At 60.0% G+C, this 17872-nt stretch carries 12 protein-coding genes; 5 read left to right on the top strand and 7 right to left on the bottom strand.

The window, feature by feature from the left end; translation table 11 throughout:
- Positions 1-18 precede the first annotated feature (18 nt).
- A complete protein-coding gene (locus tag HMPREF2836_RS00315; protein WP_070628988.1) occupies positions 19-855 on the top strand; it encodes an aldo/keto reductase in 837 nt (278 codons plus the stop codon).
- Between the two features lie 208 nt (positions 856-1063).
- Here HMPREF2836_RS00315 and HMPREF2836_RS00310 read toward each other — a convergent pair whose 3' ends face one another.
- A complete protein-coding gene (locus HMPREF2836_RS00310; RefSeq protein ID WP_210394323.1) occupies positions 1064-3613 on the bottom strand; it encodes a helix-hairpin-helix domain-containing protein in 2550 nt (849 codons plus the stop codon).
- 413 nt (positions 3614-4026) lie between these two features.
- On the opposite strand from HMPREF2836_RS00310, the gene HMPREF2836_RS00305 reads away from it, so the two are divergent.
- A complete protein-coding gene (locus HMPREF2836_RS00305) occupies positions 4027-5601 on the top strand; it encodes a dehydrogenase (RefSeq protein WP_070628987.1) in 1575 nt (524 codons plus the stop codon).
- A 173-nt stretch (positions 5602-5774) separates the two neighbouring features.
- Here the strand turns inward: HMPREF2836_RS00305 and HMPREF2836_RS00300 are convergent, their stop codons facing one another.
- A complete protein-coding gene (locus HMPREF2836_RS00300; RefSeq protein WP_070628985.1) occupies positions 5775-7250 on the bottom strand; it encodes an amino acid permease in 1476 nt (491 codons plus the stop codon).
- A gap of 439 nt (positions 7251-7689) precedes the next feature.
- The gene (locus HMPREF2836_RS00295) at positions 7690-9156 is read right to left on the bottom strand and encodes an amino acid permease (RefSeq protein WP_070628983.1); all 1467 of its coding nucleotides are present in this window, start codon (positions 9154-9156) and stop codon (positions 7690-7692) included.
- Between the two features lie 511 nt (positions 9157-9667).
- Here HMPREF2836_RS00295 and HMPREF2836_RS00290 point away from each other — a divergent pair.
- Complete coding sequence (locus tag HMPREF2836_RS00290) at positions 9668-10066, top strand: hypothetical protein (protein ID WP_070628982.1); 399 nt, start codon at positions 9668-9670, stop codon at positions 10064-10066.
- Between the two features lie 206 nt (positions 10067-10272).
- Positions 10273-11079 (top strand): tRNA (guanosine(46)-N7)-methyltransferase TrmB, encoded by an 807-nt coding sequence (trmB, locus tag HMPREF2836_RS00285; protein ID WP_005508988.1) that lies wholly within the window; start codon positions 10273-10275, stop codon positions 11077-11079.
- Between the two features lie 253 nt (positions 11080-11332).
- Here trmB and HMPREF2836_RS00280 read toward each other — a convergent pair whose 3' ends face one another.
- The 4 genes from HMPREF2836_RS00280 to dnaK form a co-directional block, all read right to left on the bottom strand.
- Positions 11333-11839, bottom strand: a complete 507-nt coding sequence (locus tag HMPREF2836_RS00280) for a heat shock protein transcriptional repressor HspR (protein ID WP_070628981.1) — start codon at positions 11837-11839, stop codon at positions 11333-11335.
- Positions 11840-11842: 3 nt separating this feature from the next.
- Positions 11843-12853 (bottom strand): DnaJ domain-containing protein, encoded by a 1011-nt coding sequence (locus HMPREF2836_RS00275; RefSeq protein WP_070628979.1) that lies wholly within the window; start codon positions 12851-12853, stop codon positions 11843-11845.
- A gap of 298 nt (positions 12854-13151) precedes the next feature.
- Positions 13152-13730, bottom strand: a complete 579-nt coding sequence (locus tag HMPREF2836_RS00270; protein ID WP_070628978.1) for a nucleotide exchange factor GrpE — start codon at positions 13728-13730, stop codon at positions 13152-13154.
- 2 nt (positions 13731-13732) lie between these two features.
- The gene (dnaK, locus tag HMPREF2836_RS00265) at positions 13733-15565 is read right to left on the bottom strand and encodes a molecular chaperone DnaK (RefSeq protein ID WP_070628977.1); all 1833 of its coding nucleotides are present in this window, start codon (positions 15563-15565) and stop codon (positions 13733-13735) included.
- A gap of 771 nt (positions 15566-16336) precedes the next feature.
- On the opposite strand from dnaK, the gene HMPREF2836_RS09175 reads away from it, so the two are divergent.
- Positions 16337-17872: pentapeptide repeat-containing protein (locus tag HMPREF2836_RS09175; RefSeq protein ID WP_210394322.1), on the top strand; the 1536-nt coding region annotated here is incomplete at its 3' end.

Genomic DNA, 17872 nt, shown 5'->3' with positions numbered 1-17872 from the left:
AGATTCAAAAGGAGCATCATGAGCTACAACGTACCCAATGTAAAGTTCAACGACGGCCGATCCATTCCGCAGCTGGGCTACGGCGTATGGCAGATTGAGGACGAGGTCGCCGAGAAGATTGTGAGCACCGCCCTGGAGACCGGCTACCGCCACATCGACACCGCCGCTATCTACGGCAACGAGGCGGGCGTGGGCCGCGCTATCGCTAACTCCGATGTGGCTCGCGAAGACATCTTCCTCACCACCAAGCTGTGGAACTCCGATCAGGGTTACGAGAGCGCTTTCGAGGCATTCGAGGCTTCCCTGGAGAAGCTGGGTACCGACTACGTTGACCTGTACCTGATTCACTGGGCTAAGCCGCAGCAGGGCCTGTACCTGGATTCTTGGCGTGCGCTGATTGAGCTGCAGAAGCAGGGTAAGGTCCGTTCGATTGGTGTTTCGAACTTCCCCGAGGAGCAGCTGCGCGAGATTATCGAGGAGACCGGCGTGGTTCCGGTCATCCACCAGGTTGAGCTACACCCCTACTTCTCGCAGGAGGCGCTGCGCGCCGTTCACGCCGAGTACGGCATCGCAACTCAGGCGTGGAGCCCGCTGGGCAACGGTAGCGATCTGCTGCAGAACCCCGTGCTGGCTGAGATTGCGGAGCGTCACGGCGCAACCCCCGCGCAGGTCGTGCTGGCGTGGCACCTGGCTAAGGGCACCGTGGCTATCCCGAAGTCCGTGACCCCCTCCCGCATTGAGGAGAACTTGGCGTCGGTGAACGTGAAGCTGACCGCCGAGGACATCGCGGCTGTGGATGCGCTTTCCAGCCCCGAGGGTCGTATTGGCGATGACCCAGTGAACATTGATTTCTAAGATATAGCTCGGGCCTAGAGTTTAAAAATTCACGTTGTTAAAGCCCCGACAGGCACAGATAGTGCTTGTCGGGGCTTTATTGCGTTCTCAGGGCTGACGTTCTCCGGGGCAAGTTTTTAGCGAACGCTCGTTCTTGGATTGGAGTTCTCGGCTTGGTTAGCTTTTTCGTAGCTATCCTAGCGAGCGCTCCGCAGCTTATCCTTCGCCGCTAGTTCTCGTCCTCGACCAGCAGGGAGAGGGAGATGCGTCGGCGCGCCGGGTCGACCTCCACCACGCGAACCTGCACGATGTCGCCGCTACGCACAATATCGTGGGGGTTCGCCACGTAGCCGCGGCTCATCTGGGAGATGTGCACGAGGCCGTCCTGGTGCACACCAATATCCACGAACGCGCCGAATGCCGCCACGTTCGAGACGGTACCTTCGAGCACCATGCCGGGGCGCACGTCCTCGAAGTGCGAGATGGACTCGGAGAAGCGGGCGGTGCGGAAGCTGCCGCGCGGGTCCAGGCCGGGGCGGCGCAGCTCGGCGAAGATGTCCTCGACCGTGTACACACCGGCAGTGCCTTCTTCCGCACTCTCCAGCACGTGGCTGTCCGTCACGTGATCATCCTGCACGTAGTCGGCGGGGTTCAGCCCGGCGAGCGGGTCGGTTCCGTCCGAGGTGCCCAGGGCGCCGGCAACCCAGTGGGCGCCGTTGCGTGCCTGCGCGTCGGCAATAATGCGGCGCGCGAGCGGGTAGGCTTCCGGGTGCACGGCGGAGGCGTCCAGCGGCTCCTCACCGCCGCGGATGCGAATAAATCCTGCCGCCTGGCGGAAGGTTTTCGCGCCCAGTCGCGGCACGTTCAGCAGCTGCTGACGGCTCGCGAAGGGACCGTGTTCGGTGCGGTAGGCGACGATGCGTTCGGCGGTTGCGGTGCCCACTCCCGCCACGTGTGCAAGCAGCTGCACGGAGGCGCTGTTGAGGTTCACGCCCACGGCGTTCACGCAGTCTTCGACGGTGTCGTTGAGAGCGCGGCGCAGGGCGGCGGGCGGCACGTCGTGCTGGTACTGGCCCACGCCGATGGACTGCGGGTCGATTTTGACGAGCTCGGCGAGCGGGTCCTGCAGGCGGCGCGCGATGGAGACGGCGCCGCGTACGGTCACATCGTAGTCGGGCAGCTCGGCGGTTGCGAGCGCGGAGGCGGAGTAGACGGAGGCGCCCGCCTCGGAGACGGTCACCTTCTGGGGTGCTTCTGCGCCTTCCTCGCGCAGGGTGCGGATCAGTTCGCTGGCAAGCTTGTCGGTTTCGCGGCTTGCGGTGCCGTTGCCGATGGCGATGAGTTCCACGCCGTGCTCACGGCAGGCGGCGGCGAGCTCGCGCAGTGCTTCTGCCCATTGGTTGCGCGGGGCGTGCGGGTAGACGGTGCCCACGCGCAGCGGCTCACCGGTGCCGTCGACTACGGCGTATTTCACGCCGTGGCGCAGGCCCGGGTCCAGGCCGAGGGTGGTCTTGTGTCCGGCGGGTGCGGCGAGCAGAATATCGCGCAGGTTGGAGGCGAACACCTCGGTCGCGTGCTGTGCGGCGGCGTCGAGTAGCTGGTGGCGGATGCGTTCGGCAAGGCGCGGGCGCAGGTGGCTGCGCCATGCGGTGCGCACGGTGGCGGCGAGCCAGCCGAGTATGCGGTCTTCGTCGTCGACGGTGTTGAGCACCTGCACGGGGATGCGTAGCGCGGCGGCGACTTCACGCTCGTATGCAGAACGGACGTTCTCGTAATTTTCTGCGGCGGCCTCGGCTTCGGCGCGGACGGCGCCGCGCAGGCGGCTGAGCGCCACGGGGGCGGGTGCCACGTCCACCTTGAGGCGCACCACGCCGGCGTCCTTGGCGCGGTGCAGCGCCAGCACGCGGTGCGGCGGGATGGAACGAATACGGTCCGAGAAGGCGAAATAGTCGGAGAACTTCGCACCAATGCTTTCCTGACCGGCAATCACGCGGGACTCAATCACGCCGCTCTCACGCAGGCGCTTGAGGAGCTTTTCGCTCAGCACCGGATCGGTGAGGGCGCGGTCAACCAGAATCGCGCGGGCACCGTCGAGGGCCTCTTCGGCACTGTGAATCTGCAGGGCTTCGTCCGCCTCTGCAGCCTCAATGCCCTCGTCCTCGTCGTCTTCGGTGCCGTCGGTAATGTATGCGGCGGCGATGGCGTGCGCCTCGGCGAGGGGCACCTCCAGCAGGTCTTCGACGAGGGAATCAAGCCCGGCGGCACGCGCCATCTGGGCGCGGGTCACACGCTCGCTGCGGTACGGGGCGTAAATAGCGTTCACGTCTGCGATGGTGGCGGCGTTCATGAGCGAGGAACGCAGCTGCAGCAGGGTGAGCGGGTCGATGAGGCCTTCGTCGGCGCGTTCGGTGAGCGCTTCGAGCACGCGGTTGCGGCGCTCTTCGAGGGCGCGGAGCTGGCCCAGGCGCGACTGGATGGTGCGCAGCTGGGTGTCGGTGAGTGCGCCCGTCGCTTCTTTGCGGTAGCGGGCGATGAAGGGCACGGAGTTGTCGGCATCAAGCAGTGCCACAGCTGCGCGGATGCGGTGCGGCGCGATGCCGGTTTCTACGGCAAGCGCATTGATGAGGTGCTCGGCGGGCTGCTCAGTCTTGCCGCCGGTTTCGTGTTTTTCGCGGTGTGCGGCGCTGCTGGGTTCGTTGCCGGCGGCGCTACTAGGCGCGGGGTCTGCAGCTCGATCCGCGCGCGGGCGGATGCTGCTCGGGAGGGGGTGTTCGCTCATCCCTCCAGTTTCGCATATTTCGCCGCGGCTCATGGGTTGGCCGGTAATGCTGGGATAAGAGTCAGCGCGGGGCGTATTTTGCTCGCCTGTGTGGGTGCGGGTAAGCGTATTTTTCCACCGTATCTTCTGGTGCAGAATACGCCCCTTTGTGCACGTTTTACCCTGTGGGTGCGCTAAACGTTGTCATCTTTTCGTAAGAAGCCGTGTTAGGGGTTCACGTATTTGAATAGTGCTTAGTTTCAGCGATAAATTTAGATAAAAGAGCATATTTTTTTGAAAAAATATCTCTTATTCGTGCAGATAAGAGCTGGCCTCACACCACGCAAACGCCCTTGTCTGCGTGCACACGTTCAGGGTTTCGGCGGCACGGTACGACATGGTGCCGCCACATCCCGCAGATGAAAGAGGGACCCATGCGCGAACAAGCCGCGCTATCAAACGCGCCGGAGGGCTACTTAGATTTTCACGACGAGTACGCGGAACTCATCGCCGAACTCGCCGCGCTGGGGTTCACCCCTACCCAGGTTCTCCGCCGCCTCAATTTTCTGTACCCGCACATCAACAAGAAGTACCTGAACTATGCGCTGGACTCCGGCATCTGGCAGTTTGGCCCGGTCACGGCAGACGCCCCGAGCTACACGGTACTCGCCTGCGGCCTCTGGTATGTTTTCGCGGAAGCCTACGATTTGCCTCCGGAGCCCGAGTACGCGGCGCTGATTCTTGATTGCGATATTATTCACGACCTGCCGCCCGCGCTGGAGGCACGCCACTTCAGCAATGAAGACATTGCGCACGTTCTGGCGAAGATCGGCGCTACGCTCAAGTACCTTGCCGCACACCCCTACTCCCAGCTGGAGGAAGAAGCCTACGCGCAGACCCTCGAGGACATCCGACTGCGCGGTTTGGAAGAAATCGGCACCGAGGGCGGTAGCCTGTACACCCTGCTTGCCGCCAGCATGGAGGGCGAATCGGCGTGGCCTGCCCCCGCACAGACGGTCAACGATTACCTCGGCGACGGCGACTGGTCCCTGGGCATGCTCCGCACCGGCATCTACCCGGCGGAGGCGCTCGAGAACGAGTGGTATATCGACGCCGCGGCGGTACCCGAGGATTTTGCGCCGAAGACTCTGAGCCTCTTTTTGAGCTATTGCGCCCGCTACGACCGCGAGCCGACGGCGCTGAACTACGGCTACTGGTCTACCATTCCCACGCTCATTGAGCAGGTGCCGCCGCTGGGTGCGGTACGCGCCAAGTTCGGCTCCTGGCAGACGACTCTGCATCGCGGACGCACGCAGATTGCCCGCGAGCTGCGCCTGTGGACGAAGAACGAAGCAAACGCAGCTGCCACTGAGTCGAACGAGACCGAGGCGAGCGCGGCTGAGGAGCTTGAGCTCCTCGACGCTGAGCTGACTAATGCTGAGCTCCCCGAAACAGAACTAGAAGAGCTGGATACCCCGGACGGCTCCCCTGCGGACGCTCCCGCAGAACAGGCAGAGCCCGCGCGTCTGAGCGCCCGCGAACTCACCGAGCAGGGCATTGGCGTGGTGCAGACCGCCCACACCGACCTGGCGGCGTACCACCGCACCCAGTGGGAGCAGACGGTGGAAGTCTTCGGTGAACGCCTCGCGCAGCTTGCCTGGAACCGCCGCCTGAGCACCTACTACTTCTTCGACGGCGCCTGCCTGGAAGACGCCGACCCGACCCCCGTGGTGACGGTTTTCCGCTCCCCCACCGGTTTCCTCTGCGAGCTTGAACCCACTGCCGAGGCGCTACCCGCCTTCGACCCCGAGTTCCTGCAGGAGCACGGCTGGAGGCGCCCGGTGCCGGTGCATGCTCTGTGGAACCTGCATGCGCTCGACCCGCTGGAGGCTGCTGCCGCCGTCATCGAGGCGATGCGTTCCGGTTGCGGTTGTGAACGCTGGGATTTCTACCGCACCGATGATGACGAGGACCCGCTGACCGAAGAGGTGGAGACGGCATCCGTCTAAGCGCGCACTTCCGCGCGCCTCTCAGGTTCATCTATAGAGATAACGAAAGCCCGCGTCCCCGCTCCCTGAGAGGAGTAGGTGACGCGGGCTTTACGCATGCACCGGTAGCCGGTGTACTAGTAGCCGGTACCGATAGCCGATGTGGCTTAGCGTGGGTTGCTTAGCGTGGGTGTTTAGCGTGCCGAGAAAATCTCGGATGCCTCCACAATCGCAATCTGCGCGGTGCGGGTAGAGATTGCTTCGTGGCGGCGTGCATCCGCACGGCGCTTGAAGAACCAACCAATACCCAGAATCGCGAACCAGACGGGCATCGCGAGCAGACCCCTGAGGGTTTCTTCATCCATGGCCAGCACACCGATGGTGAAGGCGAAGAATACCAGCGACAGCCACGCGGAGAAACGGCCGCCGGGCAGACGGAACTTCGACTTCTTGTGGCGCGAGGGGAACTTTTTGCGGTACATCAGGTAGCTGACCATAATCATCGCCCACGCAAAAATCACGAGTACCGCAGCCACGGTGGTGACCAGGTTGAACGCGCTAGAGATTGAGTCACCCGCGTAGAGCAGCACGATGGAGGACAGCAGCATCACGGCGGAGAGGAACAGCGCGTTACGCGGCACACCGTTCTTAGAGATCTTGCCCAGGAACTGCGGGGCGCTGCGCTCGCGCGCCAGGCCGAATGCCATGCGCGAGGTGGAGAAGATACCGGAGTTCGCCGAGGAGGTTGCGCTGGTAATCACCACAAAGTTGATGATGTGCGCGGCGATGCCCAGGCCCGCCAGGGTGAACATGGCGACGAAGGGGCTCTTATCGGGGCTGACGAGGCGCCAGGGGGTAACCATCAGGATGGTGACGAGCGCACCCACGTAGAAGACCATAATACGTACCGGCACGGCGTTGATTGCCCTGGGCAGGGTCTTTTCGGGGTCCTGGGTTTCTGCGGCGGTGGTACCGACAAGCTCGGAGCCCATGAACGCGAAGACGGCAATCTGGAACGCGCCGAGGAAGCCAATCAGGTGGTTGGGGAACATACCGCCGTCGTTCCAGAGGTTGGCGACGGACGCCTGCGCGCCACTGGGTGAGGTGAAGCCGATAGCGACCATGCCGCCACCAACGATAATCAGGGCGACGATGGCGACAATCTTAATCATGGAGAACCAGAATTCGATTTCGCCGAAGTTCTTCACGGACACCAGGTTCAGGGTCAGCAGAACGCCGATGACGGCGAGCGCCGGGATCCAGGCTTGCAGGTCGGGCCACCACAGACGCAGGTAGCCAACAATTGCGATGATGTCCGCGACGGCGGTGACCACCCACATGAACCAGTAGGACCAGCCGAGGAAGAACCCGGCCATGGGGCCGACGAGGTCGGTGGTGAAGTCGGAGAAGGACTTGTACCTCAGGTTGGAGAGCAGAATCTCGCCCATAGCTCGCAGCACCAGGAAGATGACGGCGCCGATGAGCATATACACGAAAATCACGGAGGGGCCCGCCAGGGAGATAGCGCGGCCGGAGCCCATGAACAGGCCGGTGCCGATGGCACCGCCGATGGCGATGAGCTGGATGTGGCGGTTGCTTAGACCGCGGTGTAGTCGCTCTCCCTGCTCGGGAGCTTTAGGATTCAGGCTGACGTTGTTCTGTTCAGTCACGACGTCCTCTTTTCAGCGGTTGTACCCCGTACCGCATGTGCCGTTACTGGAATAAGAATCGCTAGATCGCAGCAGGCACGGTCACTGTATGAATATGCGGCCATTAGCTTGCGGGGCGTCCCCGGATTTCGGGGCGAGGCTGGGTCTCTATCAAATACCGCGCGGCATTCGGAAGTGTCACGCTATCGATTGACGCGGAGTTTTTCTGAGAGCCCTCACAGCTACTTGGATAGTTATTCTACAGGTGTTCAGGGTGCAAAAACAGGCTTTGACACGAAAAAAGTGATATATATCTATTATTTACATCATATCAAGCGGCGTAAAAAATACCGCCCAGTACCCGATCAAGGGGCACAAGAAAGCCCCGTTTCCGCATCCAAAAGAATGCAGAAACGGGGCTTACCAACAGTGCCACAGAAACACTGCAGAAAGAACAGAATTACTTCTGAGAAGCCTCGTCAACGGTGTTTTCAGAAGCCAACGCGCGCGCACGCTTCGCCGCATGATGGCGGGTCAGAATCTCGTAGCCAATAGCCAGAGCAATGAACCAGATGGGGGTCAGCGCCAGACCGATTGCGGTGTCCGGGTACAGGCTCAGGGCGTAGACCATGACGGCGAAGAAGACCAGACCAAACCAGCTCATGCCAATACCCCAGGGCATCTTGTATGCGGATGCCTCGTGGCGTTCGGGGAACTTCTTACGGTAGACCAGGTACGCAATCAGGATCATGCTCCAGGTGAAGATACCCATCATCGACGCCACGGAGGTCACCACGGTGAACGCCTCCATGATGCCGCTACCGGCATACAGCATGACCAGGCTAAACAGCAGCATCACGGTGGTCAGGTACAGGGCGTTAGCGGGCACACCGTTCTTGGTGAGCTTACCCAGCGCGGAGGGTGCGGCACCGTCGTGCGCCAAACCGTAGACCATGCGGGAGGTCGAGAAAATACCGGAGTTCGCCGAGGACGCCGCGGAGGTCAGCACCACAAAGTTCACCAGCGAGGCGGCAACACCAATGCCCGCCAGGGAGAACATACCCACGAAGGGGCTCATGGACTTATCCAACTTGTCCCAGGGGGTGACGGCGAGGATGGTCAGCAGCGGCAGCGCGTAGAAGAGGCCAATGCGGAAGGGTACCGCGTTAATTGCCTTGGGCAGGGTGCGTTCAGGGTGTTCGGTTTCCGCCACGGCGGTACCGACCAGCTCAGCACCCACGAAGGCGAAGAGCGCAATCTGGAAGGCGCCCAGGAAGCCCGTCAGGCCCTGGGTAAAGATACCGCTACCGGAGGGGCCGGGGCGATCCCAGAGATTTGCCACGGAGGCGACGGTACCGTCGGGCGCGGTGAAGCTAAAGGCAACCATGAGCGCACCAACAATAATGAGGGCGACAATCGCGACGATTTTAATGACTGCGAACCAGAATTCGATTTCACCGAAGTTCTTCACCGAGGGCAGGTTCAGCAGCAGCAGAGCCACGATAACGGTCAGCGCCGGGATGAAGGCTGGGATTTCCGGCCACCAGTATTTGATGTAACCGGTAATAGCGATGACATCCGCGATACCTGTGACGACCCAGAAGAACCAGTACGACCAGCCGACGAAGAAGCCGGCGCGCAGGCCGAGGATGTCGGTAATGAAGTCGGTGAAGGACTTGTACTTGGGGTTGGAGAGCAGAATCTCGCCCATGGCGCGCAGAACAAAGTAGATGACGCTACCGATAATGGCGTACACAAAGACGATAGAGGGGCCGGTCAGGGCGATGGTCTTTGCCGAGCCGAGGAAAAGGCCGGTGCCGATGGCGCCGCCAATAGCGATCAGCTGGATGTGTCGGTAGCTTAGTCCGCGCTGAAGCTTGGAGTGCTCAGCTTCAGAGTCTAGGCCGGTGACGGAGTTGTGCTGCATTGGCTGCTGTGTCACGTATTTCTCTTTCCTGCGTCGATTCGCCCTAAATTTCACTCGGGGGCGAGTCCGGGTGGTTGGTATTCATGCATAATCCTTAGCGGCGTGTATGGAGGAGAAATTCCCGCATCCATAGCTTGCGCGGTGGACTTGGGCTTGTGGGCTCCGATTCGCGGGGCTTCCGATTTCTTGCATCGCCAATAAAGGGTTATGCAGAGAATGCATAATTTCAAATTTTACCCCCTCATACCCACACAAGTACAAGGAATACAACATCACCAGATTTTTGAGACGGGGCGATTGAGACGGGGCGAGCCTGTGGCATCTCTCAGCCTTCACTCGAAACACGCCCCGCATCGCCCTTAGATCGCCCCCCTCTGCAAGCTTCTTCCGGGTTTTCAAAAATATTTAGAAACTTTACGCGTAAAACTTTACACGGCGAGAAACCGGGTCTAGAGTAGAAACCGTTCAACAAAAACCTAACCAACCAACTACAGAACAGAAGGACACAACAATGGGCAAGTTCTCCAACGCAGCACTGCGCATCACCGCCGGCGCACTCATCCTCGACGCAGGCGTCAAGAAGCTCAAGGCAGACGAAGGCACCTACGCCTTCCTGCAGCAGATGGCGGCAACCGGTGTTCCCGCAGTCTCCAAGCTGGACGCAGCAACCTTCGGCAAGCTCATCTCCGGCGCAGAGACCGCCCTCGGCGCAACCCTGCTGACTCCCTTCATCCCCGCATGCCTGGCGGGTGCAGGCCTGACCGCATTCGCGGCAAACCTGATGACCATGTACTTCCGCAACCCGGACATGCACGACGCAACCTTCCGCCCCACCCAGGACGGCCAGCAGCTCGCAAACAACATCGTGCTGCTCGGCGCAGGCCTGGCACTGCTGGGCTCCAAGAAGTAAGCCCCACAAACTAAACTCACTCAACAACCTCACGAAAGTGCGGCGGGAACAGTATTCGTTCCCGCCGCACTTTTGTATGCGCACTAAATTTCTACGCCCGCCGGACGTACACCGCACTCACCCCACGCCCGGCTAGTTCAGCGTCACGCCAGCCCCGCACGCCGCGAAACCACACGGTACAGCGGCGCTACGCTATTCTTTTAGGTATGTCTACTGAGAACACGCAGCCTAGCCAGGCACCCGAATCCACCGAAGAAAAGGCCAAGAAGCCGGTTCCCGAGGAATTCTTCCGCCAGCCCTACTCCTTCGTCCGCCGCGGCGACCGCCTCACCGCGCGCCGTCAGAAGGCGTGGGACACCTACTCCCCCACCCATGTGCTGGACATTCCGCGCCTGCGCACCGACACCTCCGTCGCACCCGAGGCAACCTTCGACCCGGTCAAGATTTACGGCCGCGAGGCGTACCAGGTCGTCGAGATCGGTTCCGGTCTGGGCGAGGCGATTGTGCACCGCGCAGCTGAGGTGCCCGAGGCGAACTTCCTCGCCGTTGAGGTGTACACCCCCGGCATCGCGGACCTGCTGCTGAAGATGGGCAACGCTGGCGTGGAGAACGTGCGTGTGGCTCAGGCGAACGCACCCGAACTGCTCGACAACATGCTTGAGGAGAACTCCGTGGACGAGCTGTGGGTGTTCTTCCCGGATCCCTGGCATAAGTCCCGCCACCACAAGCGCCGCCTGGTGTCCCCGGCGTTCGCTGATAAGGTTGCGCGCGTGCTCAAGCCCGGCGGCATTTGGCGCCTGGCGACCGACTGGGAGGAGTACGCCCTGGTCATGCGTGAGGTTCTGGAGGCGCACCCCGACTTTGAGAACGTGAACCCCGGCGCCGGTGCGACCGAGGAGGATCCGCTGGGTGGTTGGGCTCCGCGTTGGGAGGGTCGTACCCTCACCAGCTTTGAGCGTAAGGCTCAGGAGGCGGGCCGCCGCGCGCACGACCTGACCTACCGCCGCAAGTAAGCGGAGCGGCGCCGGCATCAGTTGGCGCAGGTTAGCGCGAATATACGTTAAGCAGGTGAGGCTCCCCGATCATTCGGGGAGCCTCACCTCCTTGTGTGTGGGTCCAAGTTCATGCGGGGCGGGGGTCTACCCTTCCTCGCGGCGTATGACACAAAGACGCACAAGTCTATATGGGCGGCTGACCAGCTCAAATGAACTAGAAGCGAGCTAGAACAGCCGAGCCGTTTATCCAAGTGTAGCGGATTTAGCCGGTTTAGCGCTGCGGTTTCGTATCATCCGCCGTAGCCAGCTGGTGACGCTGACGGTACAGCACCACAGCCGAAGAACGCTGACGAGGCGCCGGGCGGGTACCGCGGGCAATATGCACCACGTCGCCACTGGTACCGGCAGCGAACACACGCTCCGCCATACCCATCTTCACCTTCGCATCCTCAACCTGACGCTGCAGCGCCGCAACCTGTTCCTTCTGCGACTCCAGGAGAGCCTCCAGCTCGATGATTCGGCGGATACCTTCCAGGGAGACGCCCTCCTGCGAGAGCTGCTGAATCCGCTGCAGACGGTTCACGTCACGCTGCGAGTAGCGGCGCGCCTTACCGGGCGCACGCGAAGGCTGAACCAGGCCGATACGGTCGTACTGGCGCAGGGTCTGCGGGTGCATGCCCGCCAGCTCAGCCGCCACAGAAATCACGAAAACCGGCAGGTCCACGCTGTGCAGCGGCTCGCTACGACGGGACTTAGAGGATGATTCTCGAGATGCCATGGTTTACTTCGCTTTCTTCAACAAATCCTTACGGGGGTTTTCTTGGGGTGCGAGCTTGACGAACTTATCGAATGCTTCCTGCGCCTCTGCGCTCAGCTTGGTGGGCAGTACAATCTCCGGGATGACCAGCAGGTCGCCGTCGCCGCCCTTAGCCTTGAAGCCGCGACCCTTAGCGCGCAGTCGGCGGCCGACCTGGCCGGGTGCCAGGCGCAGCTTCACGGTGGATGCGTCGGGCAGGGGCACCTCAATCACTGCGCCGTCGACGGCCTCGGCGAGGGTGACGGGCGCACGCATAATCAGGTTGTTGCCCTCGCGGGAGTACACGGAGTCATCGGAGACGCGCACGGTGACCTTCAGGTCGCCGCCGCGCAGGCCCTTGCCGCGCAGGCGGACCTTCTGGCCGTCCTTAATGCCTGCGGGGATGCGTGCCTCGGTGTGGGAGCCGTCCGGCAGGAACACGGTCACGGTCGCGCCGGTGTATGCCTGAGCGAGGCTGATGCGGGTGCTGGTGGTGCTTTCCTCGGGGGCCGCATGCTGCGCGCCGCCGAAGTCGCTACCCATGTTGCCAAAGCCGCTACCCATGCCGCCGAAGTCGGCGCTGGTGAAGCCGGCGGAGCGACGGCGGCTACCGCCGGTGCTTCCGCCGAAGAGGCCGCCGAGCAGGTCATCAATGTTGATATTGGCGCTGGTGCCGCCGCGGAATCCGCCGAAGGCGTCTGCGCCGGGGTAGCCGCCGCTAAAGCCGCCTGCACCGAAGCCGCCCGCGCCCATGCCTGCGGCGCCGTAGCGGCGAATCTGGTCGTATTCCTCGCGCTGCTTCTTGTCGGAGAGCACGTCGTAGGCCTCGGAGATTTCCTTGAACTTCTTCTCAGCCTGCTCGTCACCGGGGTTCAGGTCCGGGTGGTACTTGCGGGAGAGCTTGCGGTACGCCTTCTTGATGTCGCTTTCGCTTGCGTCTTCGCTCACGCCCAGTGCCTTATAAAAGTCGTCGGTTAGCCAGTTTTCACTTGCCATGTTATGTTTCTCCTTCTGCGGTGATGCGCCGCCCTCCTCGGTTACGGGACGGCTTGCAGGGGCACCGCGCACTTGTCTTAATGCTCTATATAAAAGTTTAGTCTACTTGACTCAATTTTGAAAGGGCTGAGCCCAAAAAAATAGCGCCCCTACAAGCCTTTAACCGCCACCACAGCTCGCCACAGCCCGGATAAATAACCCTGGCAAACAGTTCAGGCAAACAACAGGGCGGGCACTCCCCCACTAGGGAGAGCACCCGCCCGTCGTTAGTTATTCAGCCAATGCTGAGCCGACCACCTTACGGTGCGACAGCCACAGCCACCTGAGCGGTACGAACCACGCGGTCGTTCACGCGGTAGCCGTAACGCAGAACCATGGAGACATGATCCTCAGGCACCTCGTCGGTGGGCTGCAGCAGTACAGCTTCGTGGATGTTCGGGTCGAAGGCGTCGCCTACTTCACCGAAACGCTCCACGCCCTGCTTGCCGAGCAGCTCTTCGAGCTTCGCGGCAATGGAGGCGAAGGGGCCGTCCTGCAGGTCGCCGTGCTTGCGTGCGGCGTCGATGTCGTCGAACACCGGCAGCAGTGCGCCGACCAGGTCACTGATTACGAAGAGTCGCAGCTGCTCCTTTTCGCGGGCGGTGCGGTTCTTGTAGTTGGTGAACTCTGCCTGCAGGCGAAGCAGGGAGTCCAGGCGCTCTGCGGCGAGTGCCGCATCCGCAGATTCTGCTTCTACGGCGTCCTGGAGCTCAGCCTCGACGGCTTCCGCAGCTTCCTCGGGGCTTTCGACCGATTCAGCTTCGGGGTGGCCTTCCGCTGCGGGGGCATTGAATGCCTCCTCCAGCGGGTCGGGGGTGATGTTTTCCTGCTCAGCCATGATTACTTCTTCTCGTCTTCGTCGATGACCTCGGCGTCGACAACGTCCTCATCAGCGGCGGGCTTGGACTCGGATGCCTCAGCCTGTGCTGCTGCGTAGAGTGCCTCGCCCAGCTTGGACTGGGATGCCTGCAGCTTCTCGAATGCGGACTTCACTGCTGCGTCGTCGTCGCCCTCGAGTGCCTTCTTCAGCTCGTCGACATCGCCCTGAACCTCGGTCTTGACGTCCTCGGGCAGCTTGTCGCCGTTCTCCTTCAGGAGCTTCTCGACGGAGTATGCAACGGACTCGGCTGCGTTGCGGGTGTCAGCAGCCTCGCGGCGTGCCTTGTCCTGCTCAGCGTGTGCTTCTGCGTCCTTGACCATGCGGTCGATGTCGTCCTTGGAGAGGGAGGTGCCGCCGGTGATGGTCATGGACTGCTCAGCGCCGGTGCCCTTGTCCTTTGCGGAGACGTGCACGATGCCGTTTGCGTCGATGTCGAAGGTGACCTCAATCTGGGGCACGCCACGGGGTGCGGGGGCGATGCCGGTCAGCTCGAAGGTACCCAGGTTCTTGTTGTCGCGAGTGAACTCACGCTCACCCTGGAAGACCTGAATGGTCACGGAGGGCTGGTTGTCCTCTGCGGTGGTGAAGGTCTCGGAACGCTTGGTCGGGATTGCGGTGTTGCGCTCGATCAGCTTGGTCATCACGCCGCCCTTGGTCTCGATACCGAGGGAGAGAGGGGTGACGTCGATCAGCAGAACGTCCTTACGGTCGCCCTTGAGCACGCCTGCCTGCAGTGCTGCACCCATTGCCACGACCTCGTCGGGGTTCACGCCCTTGTTGGGCTCGCGGCCGGTGAGCTCCTTGACGAGCTCAGCAACAGCGGGCATACGGGTGGAGCCACCGACCAGGATGACCTCAGAAATCTCAGAGATGGACACGCCAGCTTCCTTGATTACGTCGAGCACGGGCTTCTTGGTGCGCTCGAGCAGGTCGCGGGTCAGTTCCTCGAACTTTGCGCGGGTCAGCTTCTCATCCAGGTGAATGGGGCCCTCGGGGGTCACGGACAGGTACTGCAGGGAGATGTTGGTGCTAGAAGCGCTGGACAGCTCCTTCTTAGCCTGCTCAGCTGCCTCCTGCAGACGCTGCAGAGCGATCTTGTCCTTGGACAGGTCTGCGCCGGTGTTTGCCTTCACCTGTGCGAGCAGCCACTCAACGATGCGGTGGTCCCAGTCGTCACCACCGAGGCGGTTGTCACCGCTGGTTGCGCGAACCTGAATGGTGGAGAAGCCGTCGTCGTCCTTGCCGACTTCCAGCAGGGAGACGTCGAAGGTACCGCCACCGAGGTCGAAGACCAGGATGAGCTCGTCTTCCTTACCCTTGTCCAGGCCGTATGCGAGTGCTGCGGCGGTGGGCTCGTTGACGATACGCAGGACGTTCAGGCCTGCAATCTCGCCGGCTTCCTTGGTTGCCTGACGCTCAGCGTCGTTGAAGTATGCGGGAACGGTGATGACGGCGTCGGTGACCTTGTCGTTCAGGAATGCCTCTGCGTCACCCTTCAGCTTCATGAGGATACGAGCGGAGATTTCCTGCGGGGTGTACTTCTTGCCGTCAATCTCGGTGATCCAGTCGGTGCCCATGTGGCGCTTGACGGAGGAGATGGTGCGGTCGACGTTGGTTACTGCCTGACGCTTTGCGACGCTACCGACCAGAACCTCGCCGTCCTTGGAGAATGCGACGACGGAGGGGGTGGTGCGGGTACCCTCTGCGTTAGCGATGACGACGGGGTCGCCACCTTCCAGTGCTGCTACGACCGAGTTGGTGGTACCGAGGTCAATACCTACTGCGCGTGCCATATGTTTATTCACTCCTTAGGTGTTAGTGCCCCGCTTCTTCTAATGCGAGGCGGGATAGTTTGAAAGTTGTGGAGGCGGTCGGTGCTGCGCGTGCCGCCCCGTGTGGGGTGGTCTGCGCGGCTCCTTGAGCCTCATGTACTCAAGTATGCACTCTCTCGGAGGGGCTGTCAATAGAGTTGAGCGAACTTTACTCAACTTTTTTATGTGGAGGGGCGTGAGGGGCGGGTTTTTTAGGGTCCCGGAGGGGTGTTTTGCGGGTGTCTTTGGGGTGGCGGCGAGGCACGGACGGGCGGTTTTGCTGCGAAATTCCGGGGGTTTTGGGCTTGGCGAGGGTGTCGCGCAGCGATTCAGCGCACGGCGGACACTGCCGGGCGCGCGGGGCGAAAAAATTTTTAAAAATCTTTAAAAAAAGGGGTGAAAACCCGAAAAATGGGGTGCCAGAGGTGCCGGGAGGTGGTGTAAGGGCATCTTATATAGGGTGTGCGAGGTGATTTTTAGGCGCGATTTTTAGGTCTGAAGGCTAGGCCTCTGGCAGCGTTGCTAGGGGTGCGCTTGGTGCAGGTGTCTCAACTATGAGCACTCGCCTTGAGATTCCAGAGAATCATTCCTCTTATATATGGAGAATCTTCCTGAGAGCTCCAACACTCACCCTATATAGGCATCTCCGCTTGTCCAACCCGCAATTCCCCAACCCTCACCTGTGGCTTGAAGCTACCCGCCTGCCGTATGCTGGTTACGACCATATCCTCTCGAAGCAGATAGGACCCCCTCATGTCACCCAAAAGTGCCTCACGAGACAAGCAAGCAATTAGGTGCCTTATATATAAAATAATTGCATTAATTTTAATTCCAATTATCGTATTTTTCACTATCTCATATATAGAATCCTTAAGTGATAGACAAATTGCAGATTTATTAGAAATTTTTAATTTTTCAAAGTTTGGAATACCATTCAATAGCGCACTGACAGTATTCCTATTGCTATTATTTGGACTCTTTGCATTCTTTCCACTTATTAGGGTGATACAAAAGTTCTTTTCCGCCCTTACGGGAAAATATTTTGTTATTTCACTTGCCGCTCTCGCAATTCTGGGAGGGACTGCCGCCCTTTACATTCCTTCCTATACAGGATGGTTTAAAACCGATACTCAGCAATCTACGAGCAGTACACAGCCTACACAGAATGGACAAGGTTCCGGAAACCAACAGAATCAATCTTCTAAAGATTCATCTTCTGATTTAAGACTTCATCTTCTATATATTACTGGTGGCATTATCGCCGTTTTGGGTCTTATTGAAACAAACCGCAAGAATAGCCAGGACCATATCCGTGAGGTTCATGCAGCCCGCCGCGACCGCTACATTAAAGCGGTCGATAAACTATCTAGCGATGATGCACCTGTGCGCCTTGGTGGAGTGTACGCTCTCGTTGGCCTTGTCGACGAGTGGCTAGATGACGACAACATTGATGAAGAAACTCGAATCAAAGAAGGACAGATTATTATCAATAATCTCTGTTCCTACATTCGCTCACCCTTCCTCACTGCGGAAAAAATTGAAGCATATGAAGCTCACAATGATTTTAACCTGCTTCAGGAATATGAAGCTGAATTTTCTTCCGAAGAATATTCCCCACAGCTACGGGCTCTATGCGAACGTGTTAAAGAATCTGGCACCTTTAACAATTTTCAAGATATCACCGCGGACTATGCAAAGTTCCACGAAGAACAGGACGTACGCCGTGCCATTTTTGTTGAAATGAGCAAACGCAGCAGCACTTTCACCAAAAACGAAAAGGGGGATATGATTCCTAGCCGGGGTACATGGAGCGAATTCGAATTCGACTTCAGCCGGGCGCCCATTTTCTACCCCCTCAATCACCTCACAATTGAAAAAGGTATTTTCTCCTACGCAAGTTTCTATGGTCAGGCAGATTTCAACGAATCAACCTTTATTAGGGATGCAGCTTTTAATGGTGTCAAGTTCACCCAAGGAGCAAACTTCAACGAAGTAACCTTCAACGGAGAAGCCAACTTCTCCACCCAAGGTGATACAAAAACCACCTTCGGAGGAAAAGCCCCCTTCGGAGGAAAAGCCACCTTCAACGGCGTCCAGTTCACCCTAGGAGCAAACTTCAACGAAGTAACCTTCGGAGGAAAAGCCACCTTCAACGGCGTCCAGTTCACCCTAGGAGCAAACTTCAACGAAGTAACCTTCAACGGAGAAGCCAACTTCTCCACCCAAGGTGATGCAAGAACCACCTTCGGAGGAGACACCACCTTCAACGGCGTCCAGTTCACCCAAGGA

The organism is Rothia sp. HMSC065C12 (genome assembly GCF_001812085.1).
GTDB lineage: Bacteria > Actinomycetota > Actinomycetes > Actinomycetales > Micrococcaceae > Rothia > Rothia mucilaginosa.
The sequence above is the reverse complement of the archived record's forward strand: the minus strand, read 5'-3'. Positions and strand labels throughout refer to the sequence as shown.

Bases quoted from the DNA above. Each gene is read 5' to 3' on its own strand.
- HMPREF2836_RS00315 (WP_070628988.1), top strand. From the start codon at position 19: ATGAGCTACAACGTACCCAATGTAAAGTTCAACGACGGCCGATCCATT.
- HMPREF2836_RS00310 (WP_210394323.1), bottom strand. From the start codon at position 3,613: ATGAGCGAACACCCCCTCCCGAGCAGCATCCGCCCGCGCGCGGATCGA.
- HMPREF2836_RS00305 (WP_070628987.1), top strand. From the start codon at position 4,027: ATGCGCGAACAAGCCGCGCTATCAAACGCGCCGGAGGGCTACTTAGAT.
- HMPREF2836_RS00295 (WP_070628983.1), bottom strand. From the start codon at position 9,156: ATGCAGCACAACTCCGTCACCGGCCTAGACTCTGAAGCTGAGCACTCC.
- HMPREF2836_RS00290 (WP_070628982.1), top strand. From the start codon at position 9,668: ATGGGCAAGTTCTCCAACGCAGCACTGCGCATCACCGCCGGCGCACTC.
- trmB (WP_005508988.1), top strand. From the start codon at position 10,273: ATGTCTACTGAGAACACGCAGCCTAGCCAGGCACCCGAATCCACCGAA.
- HMPREF2836_RS00280 (WP_070628981.1), bottom strand. From the start codon at position 11,839: ATGGCATCTCGAGAATCATCCTCTAAGTCCCGTCGTAGCGAGCCGCTG.
- HMPREF2836_RS00275 (WP_070628979.1), bottom strand. From the start codon at position 12,853: ATGGCAAGTGAAAACTGGCTAACCGACGACTTTTATAAGGCACTGGGC.
- HMPREF2836_RS00270 (WP_070628978.1), bottom strand. From the start codon at position 13,730: ATGGCTGAGCAGGAAAACATCACCCCCGACCCGCTGGAGGAGGCATTC.
- dnaK (WP_070628977.1), bottom strand. From the start codon at position 15,565: ATGGCACGCGCAGTAGGTATTGACCTCGGTACCACCAACTCGGTCGTA.